At 71.8% G+C, this 20,215-nt stretch carries 19 protein-coding genes; 7 read left to right on the forward strand and 12 right to left on the reverse strand.

The genetic code is table 11. The annotated features are described in order from the left end of the window. Positions 1–169: 169 nt before the first annotated feature. Positions 170–1,723: an MFS transporter gene (locus MQN93_RS15545; protein ID WP_242709923.1), complete on the reverse strand. Its 1,554-nt coding sequence runs from the start codon at positions 1,721–1,723 to the stop codon at positions 170–172. A 120-nt stretch (positions 1,724–1,843) separates the two neighbouring features. Here MQN93_RS15545 and MQN93_RS15550 point away from each other — a divergent pair, with 120 nt between their 5' ends. Continuing rightward, entirely contained in the window at positions 1,844–2,812 is a 969-nt protein-coding gene (locus MQN93_RS15550) for a helix-turn-helix transcriptional regulator (RefSeq protein ID WP_242709924.1), read from the forward strand. Here MQN93_RS15550 and MQN93_RS15555 read toward each other — a convergent pair. Together MQN93_RS15555 and MQN93_RS15560 are read right to left on the reverse strand one after the other, a co-directional pair. Beyond that, a complete protein-coding gene (locus MQN93_RS15555) occupies positions 2,809–3,552 on the reverse strand; it encodes a TetR/AcrR family transcriptional regulator (RefSeq protein WP_372504365.1) in 744 nt (247 codons plus the stop codon). The genes MQN93_RS15550 and MQN93_RS15555 overlap by 4 nt on opposite strands. Positions 3,553–3,963: 411 nt before the next feature. Further along, positions 3,964–4,962 (reverse strand): sigma-70 family RNA polymerase sigma factor, encoded by a 999-nt coding sequence (locus tag MQN93_RS15560; RefSeq protein WP_016436496.1) that lies wholly within the window; start codon positions 4,960–4,962, stop codon positions 3,964–3,966. Positions 4,963–5,156: 194 nt separating this feature from the next. Between MQN93_RS15560 and MQN93_RS15565 the strand changes: the two genes are divergently transcribed. Beyond that, positions 5,157–5,675: a GNAT family N-acetyltransferase gene (locus tag MQN93_RS15565; protein ID WP_242709925.1), complete on the forward strand. Its 519-nt coding sequence runs from the start codon at positions 5,157–5,159 to the stop codon at positions 5,673–5,675. A gap of 16 nt (positions 5,676–5,691) precedes the next feature. Here MQN93_RS15565 and MQN93_RS15570 read toward each other — a convergent pair whose 3' ends face one another. Beyond that, positions 5,692–6,483 carry a dioxygenase family protein gene (locus MQN93_RS15570; protein WP_016436498.1) on the reverse strand — a complete coding sequence of 264 codons (792 nt, stop codon included), beginning with the start codon at positions 6,481–6,483 and terminating at the stop codon, positions 5,692–5,694. A 119-nt stretch (positions 6,484–6,602) separates the two neighbouring features. Between MQN93_RS15570 and MQN93_RS15575 the strand changes: the two genes are divergently transcribed. Next, a complete protein-coding gene (locus MQN93_RS15575) occupies positions 6,603–7,097 on the forward strand; it encodes a MarR family winged helix-turn-helix transcriptional regulator (RefSeq protein WP_242709926.1) in 495 nt (164 codons plus the stop codon). A gap of 108 nt (positions 7,098–7,205) precedes the next feature. On the opposite strand, the gene MQN93_RS15580 is transcribed toward MQN93_RS15575, so the two are convergent. Together MQN93_RS15580 and MQN93_RS15585 are read right to left on the reverse strand one after the other, a co-directional pair. Next, positions 7,206–8,747 carry an MFS transporter gene (locus MQN93_RS15580; protein ID WP_016436500.1) on the reverse strand — a complete coding sequence of 514 codons (1,542 nt, stop codon included), beginning with the start codon at positions 8,745–8,747 and terminating at the stop codon, positions 7,206–7,208. A gap of 112 nt (positions 8,748–8,859) precedes the next feature. Further along, positions 8,860–9,513 (reverse strand): TetR/AcrR family transcriptional regulator, encoded by a 654-nt coding sequence (locus MQN93_RS15585; protein WP_242709927.1) that lies wholly within the window; start codon positions 9,511–9,513, stop codon positions 8,860–8,862. A 246-nt stretch (positions 9,514–9,759) separates the two neighbouring features. Here MQN93_RS15585 and MQN93_RS15590 point away from each other — a divergent pair, with 246 nt between their 5' ends. After that, positions 9,760–11,034, forward strand: a complete 1,275-nt coding sequence (locus MQN93_RS15590; RefSeq protein ID WP_242709928.1) for a M6 family metalloprotease domain-containing protein — start codon at positions 9,760–9,762, stop codon at positions 11,032–11,034. A gap of 83 nt (positions 11,035–11,117) precedes the next feature. Continuing rightward, the gene (locus MQN93_RS15595) at positions 11,118–12,800 is read left to right on the forward strand and encodes an IclR family transcriptional regulator domain-containing protein (protein ID WP_242709929.1); all 1,683 of its coding nucleotides are present in this window, start codon (positions 11,118–11,120) and stop codon (positions 12,798–12,800) included. Between the two features lie 13 nt (positions 12,801–12,813). On the opposite strand, the gene MQN93_RS15600 is transcribed toward MQN93_RS15595, so the two are convergent. Beyond that, complete coding sequence (locus MQN93_RS15600; protein ID WP_016436504.1) at positions 12,814–13,476, reverse strand: ScbR family autoregulator-binding transcription factor; 663 nt, start codon at positions 13,474–13,476, stop codon at positions 12,814–12,816. A 110-nt stretch (positions 13,477–13,586) separates the two neighbouring features. Here MQN93_RS15600 and MQN93_RS15605 point away from each other — a divergent pair, with 110 nt between their 5' ends. Continuing rightward, positions 13,587–14,618, forward strand: coding sequence for a ScbA/BarX family gamma-butyrolactone biosynthesis protein (locus MQN93_RS15605; RefSeq protein ID WP_242709930.1), 1,032 nt, complete (start codon positions 13,587–13,589; stop codon positions 14,616–14,618). Here MQN93_RS15605 and MQN93_RS15610 read toward each other — a convergent pair. Next, the gene (locus MQN93_RS15610; protein ID WP_242709931.1) at positions 14,588–15,151 is read right to left on the reverse strand and encodes a TetR family transcriptional regulator; all 564 of its coding nucleotides are present in this window, start codon (positions 15,149–15,151) and stop codon (positions 14,588–14,590) included. The two genes, MQN93_RS15605 and MQN93_RS15610, sit on opposite strands and share 31 nt — an antisense overlap. Before the next feature lie 105 nt (positions 15,152–15,256). On the opposite strand from MQN93_RS15610, the gene MQN93_RS15615 reads away from it, so the two are divergent. Continuing rightward, positions 15,257–16,378: an acyl-CoA dehydrogenase family protein gene (locus MQN93_RS15615; protein WP_242709932.1), complete on the forward strand. Its 1,122-nt coding sequence runs from the start codon at positions 15,257–15,259 to the stop codon at positions 16,376–16,378. On the opposite strand, the gene MQN93_RS15620 is transcribed toward MQN93_RS15615, so the two are convergent. From MQN93_RS15620 to MQN93_RS15635, 4 genes are all read right to left on the reverse strand, one after another. Next, positions 16,312–16,779 carry a MerR family transcriptional regulator gene (locus MQN93_RS15620; protein ID WP_242709933.1) on the reverse strand — a complete coding sequence of 156 codons (468 nt, stop codon included), beginning with the start codon at positions 16,777–16,779 and terminating at the stop codon, positions 16,312–16,314. The genes MQN93_RS15615 and MQN93_RS15620 overlap by 67 nt on opposite strands. Positions 16,780–16,792: 13 nt before the next feature. After that, positions 16,793–17,005: an acyl-CoA carboxylase epsilon subunit gene (locus MQN93_RS15625; protein WP_016436509.1), complete on the reverse strand. Its 213-nt coding sequence runs from the start codon at positions 17,003–17,005 to the stop codon at positions 16,793–16,795. Next, the gene (locus tag MQN93_RS15630; protein WP_242709934.1) at positions 17,002–18,594 is read right to left on the reverse strand and encodes an acyl-CoA carboxylase subunit beta; all 1,593 of its coding nucleotides are present in this window, start codon (positions 18,592–18,594) and stop codon (positions 17,002–17,004) included. The genes MQN93_RS15625 and MQN93_RS15630 overlap by 4 nt, the downstream gene beginning before the upstream one ends. A gap of 129 nt (positions 18,595–18,723) precedes the next feature. Continuing rightward, entirely contained in the window at positions 18,724–20,163 is a 1,440-nt protein-coding gene (locus tag MQN93_RS15635; RefSeq protein ID WP_242709935.1) for an MFS transporter, read from the reverse strand. Positions 20,164–20,215 lie beyond the last annotated feature (52 nt).

Consider the following 20,215-nt stretch of genomic DNA (forward strand, 5'->3'; position numbering starts at 1 on the left):
GACCTGTGCCCGAACCTGTGGTTTCAGTCGGAGACTACGCCCGCATTTCCGAGAAGTAAACGGGTTCGGACATGGAGCAGACACAAACGGGCATCCAACCAGGTCTCCCGGCGCGGACACGCGAAGGCCCGCCTCCCCATACCGCGGGAGGCGGGCCGAGGCCGTTGGATCAGCCGACCAGCTCGGGCTCGTCCGACCGTGCGGGCTCGTCCGACCGTGCCGGCGCGTCCGCGGCGAGCGCGTCCTGCGACGCTGCGCCGCCCTCCGTATGCTGCGCCGACCGCCGCGGCAGAGCGAACATCAGCAGGAAGATCACGGCCATGACGGCGGCGACCCAGCCCAGCGCGTGCTGGAAGGCGTTCACGAAGGCCGGACCCACCTGCGCGGCCGTCAGCCGGTCGCCGATCTCGCCGAAGAACACCACCGACACCAGCCCGAGCCCCAGCGCATTGCCCATCTGCTGCACGGTGTTGATGAGTCCGGACGCCGACCCGGCGTGCTCGCGCGGCACCTCCGAGAGCACCGCGTCCGTCAGCGGGGCGACGATCAGGCCCATGCCGACGCCCATCACGATCAGCGGCAGTGCCATCTGCCACGAGGCGATCGCCATGCCGTAGCGGCCGGACTCCCAGATGTAGAGCAGGACGCCCGCGGCCATCAGCAGCGCACCCGCCTGCAGGACCCGGCGGCCGTGGCGCGGCACCAGCTTCTGCACGGACAGGCCCGCGGCCGTGGAGACGGCGATCGAGAACGGCACCCCGGTCAGCCCGGCCCGCAGCGGGCTCCAGCCCAGGCCGATCTGCATGTACAGCGTCCACACCAGGAAGAACACCCCGAGCGCCACACCGAAGACGGTCTGTACGGCGATACCGGCGGCGAAGCTCTTCACCCGGAACAGGGAGAGCTCGACCAGCGGTGAGCCGTCCCGCACGGTCTTGCGCCTCTCGTACGCGACCAGGGCGCCGAAGACGACGAGCGCGCCGGCCATCGACAGATACCCCCACAGCGGCCAGCCGAGCTCACGGCCCCGGGTCAGCGGGTAGAGCAGCATCGTCAGGCCGAGGGTGACCAGGGCGACGCCGACCAGGTCCAGCTTCAGCGCCCGCGGGGCCTTCGACTCCGTGATGAAGCGGCTGCCGAGGATCAGGGCGGCGACGCCGACCGGAAGGTTGATGAGGAAGATCGGCCGCCACTCCAAGCCGAACAGGTTCCACTCCGTCAGCAGCGCGCCGAGCAGCGGTCCGGAGACGGCTCCGAGGCCCACGATCGCGCCGAACAGGCCGAACACCTTGCCGCGCTCGTGCGCCGGGAAGGTGGCGTGCACGATCGACAGGACCTGCGGCACCATCATCGCCGCCATCGCGCCTTGGAGGATGCGGGAGGCGACCAGCATCTCCGGGTTGGCGGCGAAGCCGCACAGGGCCGAGGCGAGTGTGAAGCCGCCGATGCCCATGAGGAACATCCGCTTGCGGCCGTGGATGTCGCCGAGCCGTCCGCCGGTGATCAGGCCGGCGGCGAACGCGAGGGCGTAACCGGCGGTGATCCACTGGATCTGGCTTACGGACGCCCCGGCGTCGCGCTGGATGGACGGGATCGCGATGTTGACGATCGTGACGTCGACGAGGTCCATGAAGGCCGCGGTCATCACGATGGCGAGAGCGAACCAACGGCGGCGGTCGGCCGGGCCGGCGGGGGTTTCCCCGAGGGTTTCGGTGGAGGTCATGCTGTGAAGCTACGGCCCCAGTAGGACAGGTCATGTCCTAGTTGGCAGGCATCCTGGAAAGGCCTCGGAACAGACGGCAGAAACCCCGGGGCTGCCGGCCCCGACGACGGAGGAGTTCCCATGACGACCGACACCCCGGCCCGGCTCCTTCAGCTCCTCTCCCTGCTCCAGACCCCGCGCGAATGGCCCGGCGGCGAACTCGCCGACCGGCTCGGGGTGTCACGGCGCACCGTGCGCCGTGACATCGACCGGCTGCGCGAACTGGGCTATCCGGTGCAGGCGACGATGGGCGCCGACGGCGGCTACCGGCTGGTCGCGGGCAAGGCCATGCCGCCGCTCGTACTGGACGACGAGGAGGCGGTGGCGATCGCGATCGGGCTGCGGGCCGGCGCCGGGCACGCCCTGGAGGGCGTGGACGAGGCGTCCGTACGGGCGCTCGCCAAGCTGGAGCAGGTGCTGCCCTCGCGCCTGCGTCACCGCGTCTCCACCCTGCAGGCCGCCACCACCCCGCTGACCAGCGGGGACGGGGCGAGCATCGCGCCGGAGACGCTGACCGTGATGGCGTCCACGGTGGCCGGCCGGGAGCGGCTGCGGTTCGCCTACCGCGCAGGGGACGGCACCGAGTCACGACGCGTGACGGAGCCCCACCGGCTCGTCTCCACCGGACGCCGCTGGTACCTCGTCGCCTACGACCTCGATCGCGCCGACTGGCGGACCTTCCGCGTGGACCGGGTGAGCGAGCCCTTCGCGACCGGCGCGCGGTTCGCCCCGCGGGAGCTGCCGACGGGGGACGCGGCGGAGTACCTGCGGCGCTCGATGCAACGCCACCAGGAGTCCTACGACTTCGAGGTCACGTTCGCCGCGAGCGCGCAGACCGTCGCGGCCCGCATCCCGTCCTGGCTGGGCGTACCGGAACCCCTGAACACCGGCTCCTGCCGCCTGCGCGGCCGCACGGCCGACGGGCCGGACTGGCTGGCGGCCCGCCTCGCCCTGCTCGGCTTCGACTTCACGGTGCAGGAGCCGACCGAACTGGTGGAGTGGGTACGGGAGTTGGGCGGCCGTCTGACCCGAGCGGCGACGCACGCCTAGGGCGCCCGCCGCGGCACCCCGGGCTGCCCCTCCACCAGCTCCGCCCAGGGAAACCCCCGCAGCGCCTCCAGGTTCCGCAGGGCCAGGGCCGCCGGGCCCGTGGGGCCGCTCGCCGGAGCCGTGCCGGTCGCCCAGCTTTCGACGGCCACGCGTACCGCGGCACCGGCGACGGCGGCGGCGAACCGCAGTGCGGAGGAGTTCGCGGGAGCGGCGCCGTCCTCCGTGCCAACGTTGTCGGCGTCGCGCGATCCGCCGGCGGCCCGCCCCTCCAGCACCTTTGCCAGTCTCGTCTCCGAGGCATGACACACCTCCGCCCACACCTTGCCCAGGGCGGGGCTGGTGTCGGTCAGGCGGATCAGGGTGCGGACCAGTTCCCAGGAGGCCGCGGAGACTCCGGCGCCCGGGGTCAGGGTGTGGCGGACCGCGTGTTCCAGGGCCTGCGGGAGGGGCAGATCGGCGGGGGCGGCGGCGACCGCCTCCGTCCACCGCTCGGCGCCGGCCGCGTAGAGCGGGGCGACGGCCTCCTCCTTGGACGCGAAGTAGCGGTAGAAGGTGCGCGGGGCGACCCCCGCGGCCTGCGCGATGTCCTCGGCGCGCGTGGCGCGAAGTCCCTGTCTGACGAACAGTCCCGCGGCAGCCCGGGCGATCTCCATACGGGTCGCGGCCTTGCGTCGCTCGACGAGAGAGGGCTGCTCGGCCGAGGAGAGGCGGGGTTTTGGTGCGGGGGTGGAGCTGCTCACTTCGGCAGGCTATGCCCATGTGGCACAATCTGCCATCCGGCGGGCCACCCCGGGGTTCAGGTCCGGGGTGCCCCGCCCACCAGCATGCCCGCCCGGAACCGCGGGCACCAAAAGGAGCCGGACCCGGAGCCCGTACGCACAAAAGGAGCCGGGCCCCGGCGCTCGGGGGGATGGCGCCGGAGCCCGACTCTGGGAAGGTCCCGGCGCCGGGGGGGGTGGTGCGTCGGGACGTGGTTCGAGGGGTGGGACAGGGCCGAACTCCTGTGCCCTGAAGTCTTTTTCCCTTGGTTCCTGCACTTGAAGCGGCGTTACAGCGCCATGTTTGCGCGGTCTTCCGCCACCCGGCGTGCGCGGCGCCGGGCGGTGCACGCCGCCCGGCGCTCCCAAGGCCGCACGCGCTCTTCCACGGCCTTACGCCGCCGCTTCGAAGCCGGTGTCGCGCGCCAGCTTCTTCAGCTCCAGCAGAGCGTGCTTCTCGATCTGGCGGATGCGCTCGCGGGTCAGGCCGTGCTCCTTGCCGACCTCCGTCAGCGTGCGCTCGCGGCCGTCGTCGATGCCGTAGCGCATCTTGATGATGGAGGCCGTGCGCGGGTCGAGGCGGCCGATGAGGTGGTCGAGCTCCTCGCTGCGCAGCAGTGTCAGGACGGACTGCTCCGGCGAGACCGCCGAGGTGTCCTCGAGCAGGTCGCCGAACTGGGTCTCGCCCTCGTCGTCCACCGACATGTTCAGCGAGACCGGGTCGCGGGCCCAGTCCAGGACGTCCGTCACCCGGTCCGCGTTCGAACCGAGCTCCGCCGCGATCTCCGCGGGCTCCGGGTCGCGGCCGTGCTCGCGGTTGAACTCGCGCTGCACACGGCGGATCCGGCCCAGCTCCTCCACCAGGTGGACGGGCAGGCGGATGGTCCGCGACTGGTCCGCTATCGAGCGGGTGATGGCCTGACGGATCCACCACGTCGCGTACGTCGAGAACTTGAAGCCCTTGCGGTAGTCGAACTTCTCGACCGCCCGCACCAGGCCGGCGTTGCCCTCCTGGATCAGGTCGAGCAGGGGCAGGCCGCTACGGGGGTAGCGCCGGGCCACCGCCACGACCAGGCGGAGGTTGGAGCGGATGAAGATGTCCTTCGCCCGCTCGCCGTCGTCCACGAGGGCCTGGAGCTCCTCGCGGGAGGCCTCGGCCTTGGACTCCTCGTACCCGTCGAGAACCTGTCGCGCGAACACACCCGCCTCAATGATCTGGGACAGCTCGACCTCCTTGGCGGCGTCGAGCAGCGGTGTGCGCGCGATCTCGTCGAGGTACATGCCGACCAGGTCACGGTCGGCGATCTCGCCGGCGTGGGCGCGAACACTGCTTGCCGCGTCGGCCGTCTCGCCGGTGGCGGACTTACGACGGGCGACGGCACGGGTTGCCATGCGTGCTCCCTTGCGATGGTGGGCTGGCGGGTGGTCACTCAGACGCCGGCACTCGCCGTCGAGTGCCGCTGAGCACCTTTCTCGGGTGCCCTGCATCCGAGAGAAACAACGACTGGAATCCGGACAGAATTCCCAACCCGCCCCCCGAATTTTCTGATCTTGCAGTACCCTGTCCGGCCACAGGAGGTGGGCCGGTGTCGGCGAACCAAGCAGAGGTGCAGGTCAGGCCGGGAGTCGAGGGGGACCTCGAAGCCCTCACCGACCTCTACAACCACTACGTACGTGAGACGGCCATCACCTTCGACACCGCCGTGTTCACCCCGCAGGAGCGCCGCCCGTGGCTGCTCTCCCACCCTGAAGACGGCCCGCACCGCCTGATGGTTGCCACGGACGGTGACACACAGGAGATTCTGGGCTACGCCACATCGAGCCCCTACCGCACCAAACCCGCCTACCAGACCTCGGTGGAGGTCACGGTGTACGTCGCCCCGCACGCGGGCCGGCGCGGCATCGGCACGCTGTTGTACAAGGCGCTCTTCGCGGCGCTCGCGGGCGAGGACCTGCACCGCGCGTACGCGGGCATCGCCCTGCCCAACGAAGCGTCCACGCGGCTGCACGAACGCTTCGGGTTCCGTCATCTCGGCACCCACCGCGAGGTGGGCCGCAAGTTCGGACGGTACTGGGACGTGGCCTGGTACGAGAAGGAGCTCTAGCAAACAAGCCCGGTCCTCAGCCGAACTGCACCGACCGCTTGGCGAGCCCCATCCAGAAGCCGTCGATCACCGACTTCTGGGTGTCCAGCTCACCGGCCGCGTCCGCGGCGCCCATCGTCACGAACAGCGGGGCGAAGTGCTCGGTGCGCGGGTGGGCGAGGTGTCCGGCCGGGGACTTGTGGAGGAAGTCGAGCAGCGCGTCCACGTCGCCGTCGTCCAGCATGCGGTGGCCCCACTCGTCGAACTCGGCCGACCAGACCGGCACCCCGGTGCCCGCGTGACGCAGGGCGGCGAGGTTGTGGGTGAAGAAGCCGGAGCCGACGATCAGTACGCCCTCGTCGCGCAGCGGCGCCAGCCTGCGTCCGATCTCCATCAGCCGCACCGGATCGAGGGTGGGCATGGAGATCTGCAGGACGGGGATGTCGGCGGCCGGGAACATCTCGACGAGCGGGACATAGGCGCCGTGGTCCAGGCCCCGGTCGGGGATGTCCTGCACGGGAGTGCCGGGGGCGCGCAGCAACTTCCGTACGGACTCGGCGAGTTCGGGAGCGCCCGGTGCGCCGTACGTCACGCGGTAGTAGTGCTCGGGGAAGCCCCAGAAGTCGTACACGAGCGGGACCGTTTCCACCGCGCCCAGCGCCAGGGGGGCCTCCTCCCAGTGGGCGGAGACGATCAGGATCGCCTTGGGCCGGGGCAGCGTGGCGGACCAGGCGGCGAGTTCGCCGGGCCAGACCGGGTCGTCCGCGAGCGGCGGGGCGCCGTGGCTGAGGTAGAGGGCGGGCATGCGCTCCTGAGTGGCGGCGGACATGGGGGCGACTCCCTCCGGAGCAGGTGCTCGGACTCAGGTGCTTGAACTCTAAAACTTCCCTGCTGGATCCTACGCTCCGTTTGTTTAAGTTTCAAGAAGAGGCTGGTTACAGTGGAAGCATGAACACGGCACCCGCACGCTGGCTCAGCGACGACGAACAGCGCATCTGGCGTTCGTATCTGCACGCCACCACGCTCCTCGAGGACCACCTCGACCGCCAGCTGCAGCGCGACGCGGGCATGCCGCACATCTACTACGGCCTGCTGGTCGCCCTCGCCGAGGCCCCGCAGCGGCGGCTGCGGATGACCGAACTGGCCATGCAGTCGAAGATCACCCGCTCCCGCCTCTCGCACGCGATCGCGCGCTTGGAGAAGAACGGCTGGGTGCGGCGCGAGGACTGCCCCTCCGACAAGCGGGGCCAGTTCGCGGTGCTGACGGACGCGGGCGCCGAGGTGCTGGCCCGGACCGCCCCGGGCCATGTGGCGGCCGTACGGCAGGCGCTGTTCGAGCGGCTGAGCCCCGAGCAGCAGAAGGCCCTCGGCGAGATCATGCAGATCGTCGCCGAGGGCCTGCAGCCCGGCGATGCGGGCGCGGACCTGCCCTGGCTCCGCTGAGCCGCTCACTCAGCAGACCAGGGCAGATCCTGGGGGCCGTACGCGTAAGGCGTCCCCTTCCTCACGCGTACGGTTGGTTCTCCGAAGGGGTACGACCGACGGTCGTCGTCAGTGGGCGACCACCGGGACGGCCACCTCGTCCTCGGCGCCCTCCTCGGACCCGACCACGGTGGTCGAGCCGGGGCGGCCGGCGTTGACGAGCGTCAGGACGACCACCGCGGCGAGCACCAGCATGCCGACCGCGATCCAGATCGCGTTGGTGTAGCCGTGCACCGCGCCCTGCATCTGGACCAGCTGCGCCTGCGACTTGGAGGTCGCACCCGCGATGTGGTCCTTGATGTACGCCGTCGTCGCGGAGGCGGCGATCGTGTTCAGCAGCGCCGTACCGATCGCGCCGCCCACCTGCTGCGAGGTGTTGACCATCGCGGAGGCGACACCGGCGTCCCGGGGCTCGACGCCCAGGGTGGCCAGGGACATGGCCGGCATGAACGCGGTACCCATGCCGAGACCCAGCAGCAGCATCGACGGCAGGATCGTCGAGGCGTAGGACGAGCCGATCTCCAGCTGCGTCATCAGCAGCATGCCGACGGCGGCGACCAGGAAGCCGGGGCCCATCAGTGCCCGGGCCGGGACCCGGGTCATCAGCCGGGCGCCGATCTGGGTCGAGCCGATCATCATGCCCGCGATCATCGGCAGGAAGGCGAAGCCGGTCTTGATCGGCGAGTACCCGTTGATGACCTGCAGGTAGTAGGTCAGGAAGAGGAACGTGCCGAACATCGCGATGATCGCGATACCGAGCGAGAGGTAGATACCGCCGCGGTTGCGGTCGGTGATCACGCGCAGCGGCAGCAGCGGGGCCTTGACCTTGGACTCGGTGACGACGAAGGCCAGCAGGAGCACCGCGGAGGCGATGAACAGGCCGACCGTCAGGGAGTCGCCCCAGCCGTCGGACTCGGCGCGGGTGAAGCCGTAGACCAGCGAGACCAGACCGAGGGTGGACAGCAGGACGCCGGGGATGTCGAGCGGGTTGCGGTTGCGGCCGCCCTCCGGCTCACGGATGACGAAGTAGGCGCCGAGCGCGGCGACGATGGCGAAGGGGATGTTCACGAAGAACGTCCAGCGCCAGTCCAGGTACTCGGTGAGCACGCCGCCGAGGATGAAGCCGACGGCGCCGCCGCCACCGGCGATCGCACCGTAGATACCGAACGCCTTGGCGCGCTCCTTGGCGTCCGTGAACATCACGGCGAGCAGGGAGAGCGCGGCGGGCGCGAGCATGGCGCCGAAGACGCCCTGCAGTGCACGGGCGCCGAACATCATGGCGCCGGTGGTGGCCGCTCCGCCGAGCGCGGAGGCGGCGGCGAAGCCGGTCAGGCCGATGACGAAGGCGCGCTTGCGGCCCCACAGGTCGGCGATCCGGCCGCCGAACAGGAGCAGTCCGCCGAACGCGAGGGCGTAGGCCGTGACGACCCACTGGCGGTTGCCGTCCGAGATGCCCAGGTCGGCCTGGGCGGAGGGCAGGGCGATGTTCACGATGGTCGCGTCGAGCACGACCATCAGCTGGGCGAGCGCTATGAAGACGAGCGCTTTCCAGCGGTTGGCGTCACCGGTCTGCTCGACCGGTCCGCGAGCCTTTGCGGCTGTTTCAGACATGGGGATACCCACTTCGGGACTTCGTGACGGAAAAAAGGTGTCGTAAGGGGACGGCTCGCCTACCGAGACGGCCGGTGAGTTTCGTGAATGTCGACTCGCTGAGAGTCCTGAACTAATCGGTGCAGGGCCGGCGCAGATCCTCCACGGTCACGGCTGTACCCGGCAGGACGGAGTGGGCCGGAGCCCGCAGTCCGTCCAGGAACAGCTGCAGATGGCGATGGACGAAGCGGTCGCTGACGTCGCAGTCGGTGCCGGCCGGGGGCCGGCTGAGCTGGGCCACGACGATCATCAGGTCCCCGACGCCGATGTCGGGGCGCAACTGACCGGCCCGCACGGCCCGGTCCATGAGCGCCGCCACGAGCTGCTCGACGCGCTCGCGCGCCGCTTCGAGGTCGGGGTGGTTCTGGTCGAAGGTGGTCTGGATCATCGGGCACAGGGCGCTGATCCGCTCGTCGGCGGCGGTGTGCACAAAGCGCTCCAGTGCACCGAAGGCGTCCCCCGTCTCCGCGAGCGCGAGCTCGGCCGCCTCGGACGTGCGGTCCATGACGGAGCAGACGACCTCACGGACGAGGGCGTCGCGGTCGGGGAAGTTGCGGTACACCGTGGCGTTGCCGACGCCGGCCCGGCGCGCGATCTCGTCGAGCGGCACCTCGGGGCCGAACTCGGTGAACATCTCGCGGGCGGCGGTGACGATCCGCTCCCGGTTGCGCAGGGCGTCGGCGCGCGGCCGGGGCACCTTGGTCTGCACGGGGGTCGCGGTCTGCACGGCGTACTCCTCCATCAGTGGCTTGCTGCGATCCGGGGAGGCTTTCCCCGTTTCGCTCGGACGCTTGGTTAAACGGGGAGAGGTTCCCCGGTTATTTCCCGGACTCGAAAAACTTTCCCGTGACCTGGCTCACAGCCCGCGACCCACGTTCGGCCCATCCAGCGCGCGCCCGCGCAGCCCCCCGATCAGGGTGATCGAAAGGGGGCAGCCAAAAGACCGGCGGCTGCCAGGACGAAGGGCCCGTGCATGCAGCTCAGCCGTCGCATACGCCCTCGCCGCGCGGCCGCCCTCGCGACCGTGGCCGTCCTGACCCTCGCGGTCAGCACCGCGGCCGGCAGCGGGCACAAGGCGGCACGCACGACGTCCGGGGCCGCCCCGATCGCACCGGCCCGCACCACCGCACTCGGCCCCTGCATGATCGACGGCAGCCGCTCCGTCCAATTGTCGGAGGGTGTGCCGACCGGTCCCGGCTACTCCCGCTCCACGGGCACCGTCCGGGCCCTGACCCTGATGGTCGACTTCTCCGACGCCCCCGGCGAGGGCAAGGCACTCGACCGGTTCCGCGAGTTCTTCCCCAAGACCCGCCAGTGGTTCCGCACCGCCTCCTACGGCCGCCTCGACTACCGCCCCGAGACCCCCGTCCCGCACTGGCTGCGCATGCCGAAGTCGTTCAAGGAGTACGGCATAGAGCGCGGCGCCCCCTTCGAGGAGGGCTACCGCCGGCTCGTCCAGGACATCGTGAGCGCCGCCGACCCCGAAGTGGACTTCCGGGACTACGACTTCCTGAACGTGCTGGTGACGCCGAACGCGGGCCCGTCCGCGCTGGACACGGTCCTGTCGGTGACGTTCGCCGGGAACGCCGAGGCCCCGATCGCCGACGGCGTCCCGGTGGCCAACGCGTCCTTCGTCTACTCCCGCCAGGACGACGGCTCCGGCTCCTACGCCCGCACCGGCTACCGGGTGCTGCCGCACGAGAACGGCCATGTCTTCGGCCTGCCCGACCTCTACACCCAGGAGGGCGGCAGCGCGGTCGGGCACTGGGACATCATGAGCGAGGACTGGGGCGCCAACAACGACCTCCTCGGCTGGCACAAGTGGAAGCTCGGCTGGCTGGACGCGTCCCAGGTCGGCTGCGCGGCCCGGCCCGGCACGACGGAGTACACCCTGACGCCGCTGGAGCGCGCGGGCGGCCCCAAGCTGGTCTTCGTACCGCTCGGGGCCCGGACCCTGTACGCCGTCGAGGTGCGCGTCCGCGCGGGCAACGACGAGGCCGTGTGCCGGCCCGGCGTGCTGATCTACAAGGTCGACGCGGCCGTGGACACCGGCATGGGACCGGTGCGGGTCTTCGACTCCCGGCGCAACAGCGGCGGCTGCACCCGCAGCCCCAACGTCCAGGCGGAACTCTCGGACGCGCCCTTCACCCCGGGCGAGGTCTTCAAGGATCCGAAGCGGGGGGTGCGGGTGTCGGTGGCGCGGGGTGGTGAGGCAGGGAGTTACCGGGTGCGGGTCACTCGGGGGTGAGGCCGCCGTTCCGGCCGCAGTGCGGGGAGCCGCCCGTTTGCGCATTACGGTGGGCGTGCCCCGACCGCCGTACCGGAGATTCGATGCCCGCGAAGCCCAGGACGGACGCCGACGCCGCGTCCGACATCGTGTCTGCCGCCGTACCGGTCGAGGCGGTCGCTCCGCTCGTGCGCGGGGTCGCCGTGCTGCTGCGGCTGACCGAGGCGGGCGGGACGCTGAGCCCGAGCGGGCTGGAGCGGGCCACGGGCCTCGCCCGCTCCACGGTCGACCGGATCACCGCCACCCTCGCCCGCATGGGCTACGTCCGCCTCGACGGCCGTGACGTGGTCCTGACCCCCCGGCTGATGGAACTGGGCAACGCCTACCTGTCCGCCCTGCGCCTGCCCGCGCTGCTGGACGCGCGCGCCGACGCCCTCGCCGACGAGCTGGACGAGTCGGTGTCCCTGGCGGTCGCCGACCGCGACGGCATCCGCTTCATCCACCAGGCCACCCGCCGCCGCGCGATGTCGCTGAGCTTCCGCATCGGCGACCTGCTGCCGGCCGAACGGACCGCGCCGGGCCCGCTGTTCGCGACGCAGTGGACGCGGCAGGACTGGCGGGCGTGGCGCGAGCGCCGGGGGGCGGATCCGGAGGACCGGGGTTTTCCCGCCGTACCGCCTCGTCAACCCGGCGGCGGGGAGGGCGAGTTCGAGCGCAGGGCCGCCGCGGCGGCCGCGGACGGCTGGGCGCTGGACGACCAGTTGATCGAGCCGGGGCTGGTCGCGGTCTCGGTGCCGGTACGGGACCCGCGCACCGGCCGGATCGTGTGTGCGGCGAACGTGGTCAGCCACACCAGCCGGCACACCGCCGCCGATCTGCGCGACACGCTGCTGCCGCGACTGCGGGAGGCGGTGCGGGCGATGGAGGACGACCTGCGCGCGGCGCCGCCCGCGGAGCCGGCCGCCGCGCCCCTGGGCCTGGCGGCCTGGACCGGGGCGTCCAAGCAGGAACTGGGCCGCGAGTTCGTCGAGTCCCTCGCGCGGGGCCTGACCGTGCTGACGGCCTTCGGGGAGGGGCGTGCGGAACTGACCCTGACGGATGCGGCGAAGGCGACGGGACTCGCGCGCGCGACGGCGCGCAGGGCGCTGATCACCTACGAGCACCTGGGACTCGTACGGGCCCGGGACCGCGTGTTCGAGCTGACGCCGCGCGTCCTGTCGCTGGGCTACCCGCCCCTGTCCCGCACCTCGCTGCCCGGGATCGCGGCCCCGCACATGGCCGAACTCGCCCGGCACGTCCACGAGTCGACCTCGCTGGCCGTGCTCTCGGGCGCCGACATCCAGTACACGGCGCGGGTCGCCACGAGCCGCATCATGAGCGTGAACATCACGGTCGGTACGCGGCTTCCGGCGTACGCGACCTCGATGGGCCGCGTCCTGCTGGCGGACCTGCCGGCGGCGGACCGCCCGCTGCCACGGCCGCTGCGCCCGTTCACCCCGCACACTCTCACCGACCCGGACGCGCTCTCCCGCCTCCTCGACACCGTACGGACCCGCGGCCACGCCGTGACCGACCAGGAACTGGAAGAGGGCCTGCGCTCCATCGCCGTCCCGGTCCGCGACCGCACCGGCCGCGCCGTCGCCGCCCTGAACGTGGCCACCCACGTGGCCCGCCACACCGTCGAGGAGTGCGAACGCGACCTCCTGCCCGCCCTGCGCACCACGGCCGACCGCATCGAGGAGGACCTGCGCGTGGCGGGCCGCTTCGCCCGGGTGCCGATGTTCTGACCGGAGGGCAGAGCTAGGCCGCCGCCAGGGGCACCACCGCCGTGAGGATCTCCTGCACCCGGTCGGCGATGTCCGCACGGTCGTTGAGGACCCAGGAGATGTGCTGGGCGCCGAAGAAGGCGGAGACCAGGACGCGCGCCGTGGCCTCGGGGGACGTACCGGCGGCGAGGTGGCCCTCGGTCCGGGCCTGGCGGAGCCAGGTGGTGAGGGACTCGGTGTAGCCGAGGTAGGGCATGGGCATCTCGGCGCCGATCAGCGAGCGTTCGATCTGGAGGCGGGCGCCCGCCTGGACCATGGTGTCGTCGCGGAAGGCGACGGCGGTGCGCTCCAGCAGCTCCGACACCGCCTGCAGCGGCGGCAGTCCGGCCTCCTCGACCTCCTGCCCGATGACGCCGAGCACGTGGTAGAACTCCTCGGCCACCGCCTGGGCGAGCGCCTCCTTGTTGGCGAAGTGGAAGTAGACCGCCCCCTTGGTCACGCCCGCGAGTTCGGCCACGTCCTGCACGGTCACCGCGGGAAATCCCTTGGTGGCGAACGCCTTTGCCGCCGCGTCGAGCACCTGCCCCCGGGTGCGTACGGCGCGCTCCTGCTTCAGGCCCGTGTCCCGGTGGCGGGGGGCGGTGTCCCGGGCAGGCCGGGACCTGGGGGCGCTGCGTTCCACGGCCATGGCGTCCATCCTCTGTTCCTTGAAATATACCTTCGGGAATGTATTGTAAGTTGCGGCTCGATGAGCGGAAGCCTCGTGCCGATGTTGCTGTCTGGAATACGTTCACTGGGGGTCAGACCATGCATCAGCCTGCCGTTTTACCCGTCGCCGCATTCTCCTCCGCCCGCCCGGCCCTGCCGGAGCGGCTGCGTCTCAGCTATCTCCAGGCCGTGCCGCGGCACATGGTGCACCGTGCCGCGATCGCCGAGGTCTTCCTCACCGACGCCGTCCGCACCGGCGAGCACAGCTTCCTGGTCGCCGCCCAGTGGCCGCGCGACCACGCCCTCTACTCCCCCGGCAGCGACGGCACCAGCGATCCGCTGCTGTTCATGGAGACCATCCGCCAGGCGCTCGTCTACCTGGCACACGCCCACTACGACGTCCCGCTCACCCACCGCTTCATCGGCTTCGACGCGGAGTTCGAGATCACCGACCCGGCCGCCCTGCGCGTCGGCGGCGAGCCCGCGCCCCTGGTCCTGGAGGCACGGTGGACCTGGGTCGGCAACCGCCCGCCGAACCGTTTCGGCATGCGTCTCGATGTCGTCCTCACCGTCGGCGACCGCGCCTGCGGCCGCGGTGCGCTGCACGTCGTCGCCGTCGACGACAAGCGGTACGCGATGCTGCGCGGCCGGGGCGCCGTACCGCGCGACGGCGCGGCGGCCGGTCCCGCACCACGCACGCTCCAGCGGGTGCACCCCTCGGCGGTGGGCCGGCTGCGCGCGAAGGACAGCGTGCTGGTGCGTGAACGCACCGACGGCCCTTGGCAGTTGCTCATCGACGTGGAGCACCCGATCTTCTTCGACCACCCCTGCGACCACGTGCCGCTGATGGTCACCCTGGAGGGCTTCCGCCAGCTCGGCCATCTGCTGCTGCACCCCGCCGCCCAGGCGTCCGGCACCGGGTACACCCTGCTCGGCATGGAGGCCGACTGCCTGGCCTTCGGCGAACTCGACCAGCCCATCGACCTGGTGGTCCGCGAGCGCGTGCCGGACCCGGCGAGCGGCAGGACCCGCCTCACCCTGGACGCCGTGCAGGGCGGCACCCCGCTCGCCACCTGCCGCAGCATGTGGGCCGCCGTGGCTCACCGCGCCGCCGTCCCGTTGCCCGCCTGAGCGCTCTCCTCCGCCGCCGCCGCGTCCCACAACGCGCGCACCCGCTCGGCCAGACCTCGCCGCTCCAGATCGGGAGCCGTGCAGTAGGCGCCCACCAGGATCACGGTGGCGAGGTCGGCCAGTGCGCCCGCGGCCGGCTCGCCCAGGGCGCGCAGGTCCGCCAGCAGCCCGGGGGTCTCGGGTGCCGCGGGCGCCTCGTCCAGCATCAGCCGCAGCGCCGCGTTGAAGCGCACGTCCGACTCGACGCGTCCGGCCAGTTCGCAGCACAGGGCGCGCAGCCGCTCGCGCGCCGGGGGTTCGGGGTCCGCGTACCGGGCGAGGATCTCGGCCGCCACCGCGTCGAGATGTCCGGTCAGCGCCCGGGCCAGCTGCTCCTTGGAGGCGAAGTGGCCGTACAGCGCACCCTTGGTCAGCCCGGTGCGCTCGGCCACGTGCTGGAGGTTGGCACGCGGGTAGCCATGGCGGGCGAACTCGGCGGCGGCGGCGTCGAGGACCAGTTCATGAGTGCGGAGCGAGCGCGCCTGCTTCGCCATCGCGCGTCCCTTCGGTTGGTGCGAGAGGTGGGGGCGGCCAGGATCTCCAAATAATACCTTCTTGAACGCACTTTTTTGCTACCCCGATCCCGACAAGGAGCAGCCATGCCCTCGACCCCCGCTCTGAGCACGGTCGCCGAACACGCCCGCCGCGCCGACGCGGACCGCACGCTGGCCACGGCGGTCGTCGCCGAACTGACCTCCGCCGGACTGGCCCGCCACTTCGTACCCCGCCGATGGGGCGGCGCGGAGGGCGAGTTCAGCGCCCTGCTCGACGAGGTGGCCGACCTCGCCGAGGCCTGCACCTCCGCCGCCTGGGTCGGCATGCTCTGGGCCGCGCACGGACGCTTCGCCGCGCTGCTGCCCGAGGAGGGGCAGCGGGAGATATGGGGCACCACGCCCGACGTACGGATCTCGGCGGCGCTGATGCCACCGGCCGGACGGGCCGAACCGGCCGACGGCGGGTGGCGGGTGACGGGCACCTGGGAGTGCGTCAGCGGGATCGGCAGCGCGCAGTGGGTGCTCGTGGCGGCCCCGGAGGCGCAAGGGGTGCGCGTCTTCGCCGTACCGGCCGAGGCGGTCGAGGTGCTCGACACCTGGGACGCCACCGGACTGCGCGGCACCGGCAGCCACACGGCCGTGGTGCGGGACGCCTTCGTCCCGCACCATCTCTCCGTCCCGCTCGCCGAGTTGCTGCGCGGCGGCGACACCCCGGGCCTGGCCCGCTGCCACTCCGTCCCCGCCCAGCTGGCCGGCGGCCTGATGTTCTGCGCGCCGGCGCTGGGTGCCGCCCGCCGCGCGCTGGCGCTGTGGTCCGCGTGGGCGGCGGGGAAGGCGCCCGGCAGCGGGCGGCCGCACCACGACAGCGCGGCGGTGCGCGAGACGCTCGCCCTCGCCTCGGCGCACATCGACGCGGCCGGGCTGCTGCTGCGGCGGGCGGCCCGCCGCGCCGACACCGAACCGGTTGGCGCGGCGCTCGTCGCCGGCAACCAGCGGGACGCCGCGGTGGCCGCCCGGCTGCTCGCCGACGCGGTCGACCGTCTCTTCCGTACCGGTGGCGCCCATCTGCGCGACGGGAGCGGCGATCTCAACCGGCTGTGGCGTGATGTCCACACGGTGGCCTCGCACGGGGTGCTGCGGCTGGAGCCGGTGGCCGCCGCCTACGCCTCGGCCACGCTCGCCGCGGACGCGCCGGCCCGCTCCAGCGCCGCTTCCCGCTCCAGGTAGAAGCCGATCTTCCAGTCGAGATAGCGCAGCGTGGCGGAGCAGTCCCGGGCCCCGGCACGCAGCATCTCCCGGTGTGCCTGCAGCAGTTCGCGGCGGGCGGCGATCGTCGAGTCGCCCGCCCGGTACAGCTCGACGTAGTGGTTCATCGCGGCCGGTGACATCCCGGTGCTGCGCAGATGGTTGAGGAACTCCAGCCAGCGCAGATGCACCGGGCTGTAGGCGCGCACGCCGTACGGGTCCTCCGCGGCTGTCTCGATGAGCCCCTGCTCCTCGTACCAGCGCAGCGTCCCGGCGTCGAGGCCGCTGATGCGGACCACCTCCTCCAGGGAGTACGTCTCGGCGTGCGGGGCGGCGTACGCGGTGGGACGGTTGTCATGGGTCTGGGCTTCGGTCGTGGACATGATGGTCCTCCGGTCAGTGGCGCCAGGACGTGGCGGCGCGGTGCGTGGTCAGGGCGGGGCGGTGCCAGGTGGGTACGGACCGGACGGGCGCGGGCTCCTCCGCGGCAGGCGTCCGCCGGGCCAGTTCCAGCAATACGGCGGTGGCCGCGGCGAGTTCCTCCGCGGTCGGCTCGCCGCGCAGTACGCGCACGACGAACTCCTCGGTGCGCTCGGCGTGTTCGCTCATACCGGCTGGTTCCCGTGCTTGCGGGAGGGCAGGTCGGCGTGTTTGGCGCGGAGCGCGGCGAACGAGCGGATCAGCACCGTCCGGGTGTCGCGCGGGTCGATCACATCGTCGACGAGGCCGCGCTCGGCGGCGTAATAGGGGTGCATCAGCTCGGACTTGTACTCCGCGATGCGCCGCGCCCGCACCGCCTCGGGATCGTCGGCGGCGGCGATCTCCCGGCGGAAGACGACGTTCGCGGCGCCCTCGGCACCCATCACGGCGATCTCGTTGGTGGGCCACGCCAGCGCCAGGTCCGCGCCGATGGAGCGCGAGTCCATCACGATGTACGCGCCGCCGTACGCCTTGCGCAGCACCAGCGAGATCCGCGGCACCGTCGCGTTGCAGTACGCGTACAGCAGCTTGGCCCCGTGCCGGATGATGCCGGCGTGTTCCTGGCCGACCCCGGGCAGGAACCCGGGCACGTCGACCAGTGTCACCAGCGGGATGTTGAACGCGTCGCAGAACTGCACGAACCGCGCGCCCTTCTCGGAGGCGGCGATGTCCAGCACCCCGGCGGTCGCCGACGGCTGGTTGGCGACGACACCGACGACGTGCCCGTCCAGCCGGGCCAGCGCGCACACGAGGTTGGCCGCCCACGCGGGCTGCACCTCGAAGAAGTCACCGTCGTCGACGACCTCCTCGATCACCCGGCGCATGTCGTACGCCTGGTTCGGCTCGGCCGGCACCAGGTCGAGCAGCGCGTCGCAGCGCCGCTCCGGATCGTCCGACGGTATTTCGTGGGGCGGCAGTTCGCGGTTGTTGGACGGCAGCAGCGACAGCAGATGGCGTACGTCCTCCAAGCAGCTCGCCTCGTCGTCGTAGGCCGCGGCGGCCACGCCGGAGACCGCGGCGTGCACGTCGGCGCCGCCGAGCCCGTCATGGGTGACCTGCTCGCCGGTCACCGCCTTGACCACGTCCGGGCCGGTGATGAACATCTGCGAGATGCCGCGCACCATGAAGACGAAGTCGGTCAGGGCGGGCGAGTAGGCGGCACCACCCGCGCACGGCCCGAGCATCACGCTGATCTGGGGCAGCACCCCGGAGGCGGCGACGTTGCGGGTGAAGATGCCGCCGTAGCCGGCGAGCGCCGAGACGCCCTCCTGGATCCGGGCCCCCGCGCCGTCGTTGAGGCTGACCAGCGGGGCCCCGGCCGCGAGTGCCAGGTCCATCACCTTGTGGATCTTGGCCGCGTGCGCCTCGCCGAGGGCGCCGCCGAAGATGCGGAAGTCATGGGCGTAGACGAAGACGGTACGGCCGTGGACGGTCCCCCAGCCGGTGACCACACCGTCCGTGTAGGGCCGCCGGGCCTCCAGTCCGAATCCGGTGGCACGGTGCCGGCGCAGGGCCTCGATCTCCGTGAACGACCCCTCGTCCAGGAGCAGTTCGACACGCTCGCGGGCGGTCAGCTTGCCTCGTGCGTGCTGCTGGTCGCTCGCGCCGGGGCCGGGGCCCTCGTACGCGAGCTCGCGTATGACCTCCAGTTCGGCGAGACGGGAGCGGGGGGTTGCGGGCGGGGGCTGCGGGAGGGCTCGTTCTTCCATCACGGTCATGTGGTCCATCATGGAGCATTTAAATTCCTTCGTGAAGGTTTTTTAACCGGGCTTTGCCTGAAGCGCGTCCGGACACGCGAAAGCCCCGCGCCCCCGGAAGGGGACGCGGGGCACCGGCCCGCCTGGCGCTTACGCCTTGCCTTCGGCCCGCTTGCGCACCCGCAGGAGAAGCGCCGTGGCCGCGGCGGTGGTCAGCAGCATCACCACGCTGATCACGAAGCTGGTGTCGAAGCCCTGCTGGAAGTGCGAGGTGTCCGCGATGAGCGCACCGAACGCCGCCACCGCGATGCAACTGCCCACCTGCCGGAAGGTGTTGAGCACGGCGGCCGCCGTGCCCGCCCGCTCGCCGTCGATGTTCTCCAGGATCGCCGCCGTCAGCGACGGCACCGCGAGCCCGCCGCCCAGGCCGATCGGGACCAGCAGCAGCACGGGGATCAGATACGACGTGTGGTCGGTGACCGTCAGCATCAGCAGCGACCCCCCGGTCATGACCAGCTGCCCGATCGTCATCGGCACCCACGCGCCCTTGCGCGCCGCCAGCTTCACGCCCACCATGTTGACCACGGAGATCAGCGCGCACATCGGGATGAACATCACTCCGGTGCTGACCGGAGAGGCGCCGCGCACCTGCTGGAAGTACATGCCGAGCAGGAAGATGGCGCCGTAGAACACCGCGTTGATGGTGAAGCCGGCCGCCAGGCAGACCACCACCGTGCGGGACTTGAAGATGCTCAGCGGCACCATCGGGCGCTCCCGCCGCGACTGCGTCCACACGAACACGGCGGTCGCCACGGCGGCCAGGGCCAGCGTGCCCAGCACGTCCGGGCTGCCCCAGCCCGCGCGCCCGCCCTCGATCACGGCGTACGTCAGACCGGCCAGGGAGGCCACGACGGAGAACTGGCCGATCAGGTCGACCGGGGCCTCGCGGCGCGGCGAGGCCTGGATACGGGTCAGCAGGGCGAGGCCGAGGGCGCCCACCGGGAGGTTCAGGTAGAACACCGCGCGCCAGTTCAGTCCGCTGGTGAGCATGCCGCCGACGACCGGGCCGACGGCGACCGCCACGGAACCGGCGGCCGTCCAGATCGCGATGGCCCGCGCCCGCTTGCCCGGGTCGGAGTAGGTCTGCCGGATCAGCGCGAGCGAGGCCGGCACCATCAGCGCGGCGGCACCGCCCTGCACCATGCGGGCGCCGATCAGCGTGGCCAGGTTGGGCGCGACGCCGCAGGCCAGGGAGGCCACGGTGAAGGCGGCCAGGCCCCAGGCGTAGGCGCGGGTGGCGCCGATCCGGTCCGAGAAGGTGCCGGCCGACAGCATGAACGCCGCGAACATCAGGGTGTAGCCGTCGACGATCCACTGCAGGTCGGCCATGGAGCCGCGCAGGCTGTCGGAGATGGCCGGCAGGGCCACGTTGACGACCGAGCCGTCGAGGGAGATGACGAAGAAGGCGAGCAGCGCCGCCGCGAGGACGGTGGTGGTGGAGGACCGCCGCGGGGTGGACGGTTCACCGGCCGGTACGACCGGGGTCCGGTCGGTCCGGTCGGTCCGCGCGGACCGGGTCAGGATGGCCATAAGAACTCTCCTTGGAAAAGGCCGGGTTGGTGGGGGGAGGAGCGGAAGCAGA

Source organism: Streptomyces spinosisporus, from assembly GCF_022698145.1.
GTDB classification, from domain to species: Bacteria; Actinomycetota; Actinomycetes; order Streptomycetales; family Streptomycetaceae; genus Streptomyces; species Streptomyces spinosisporus.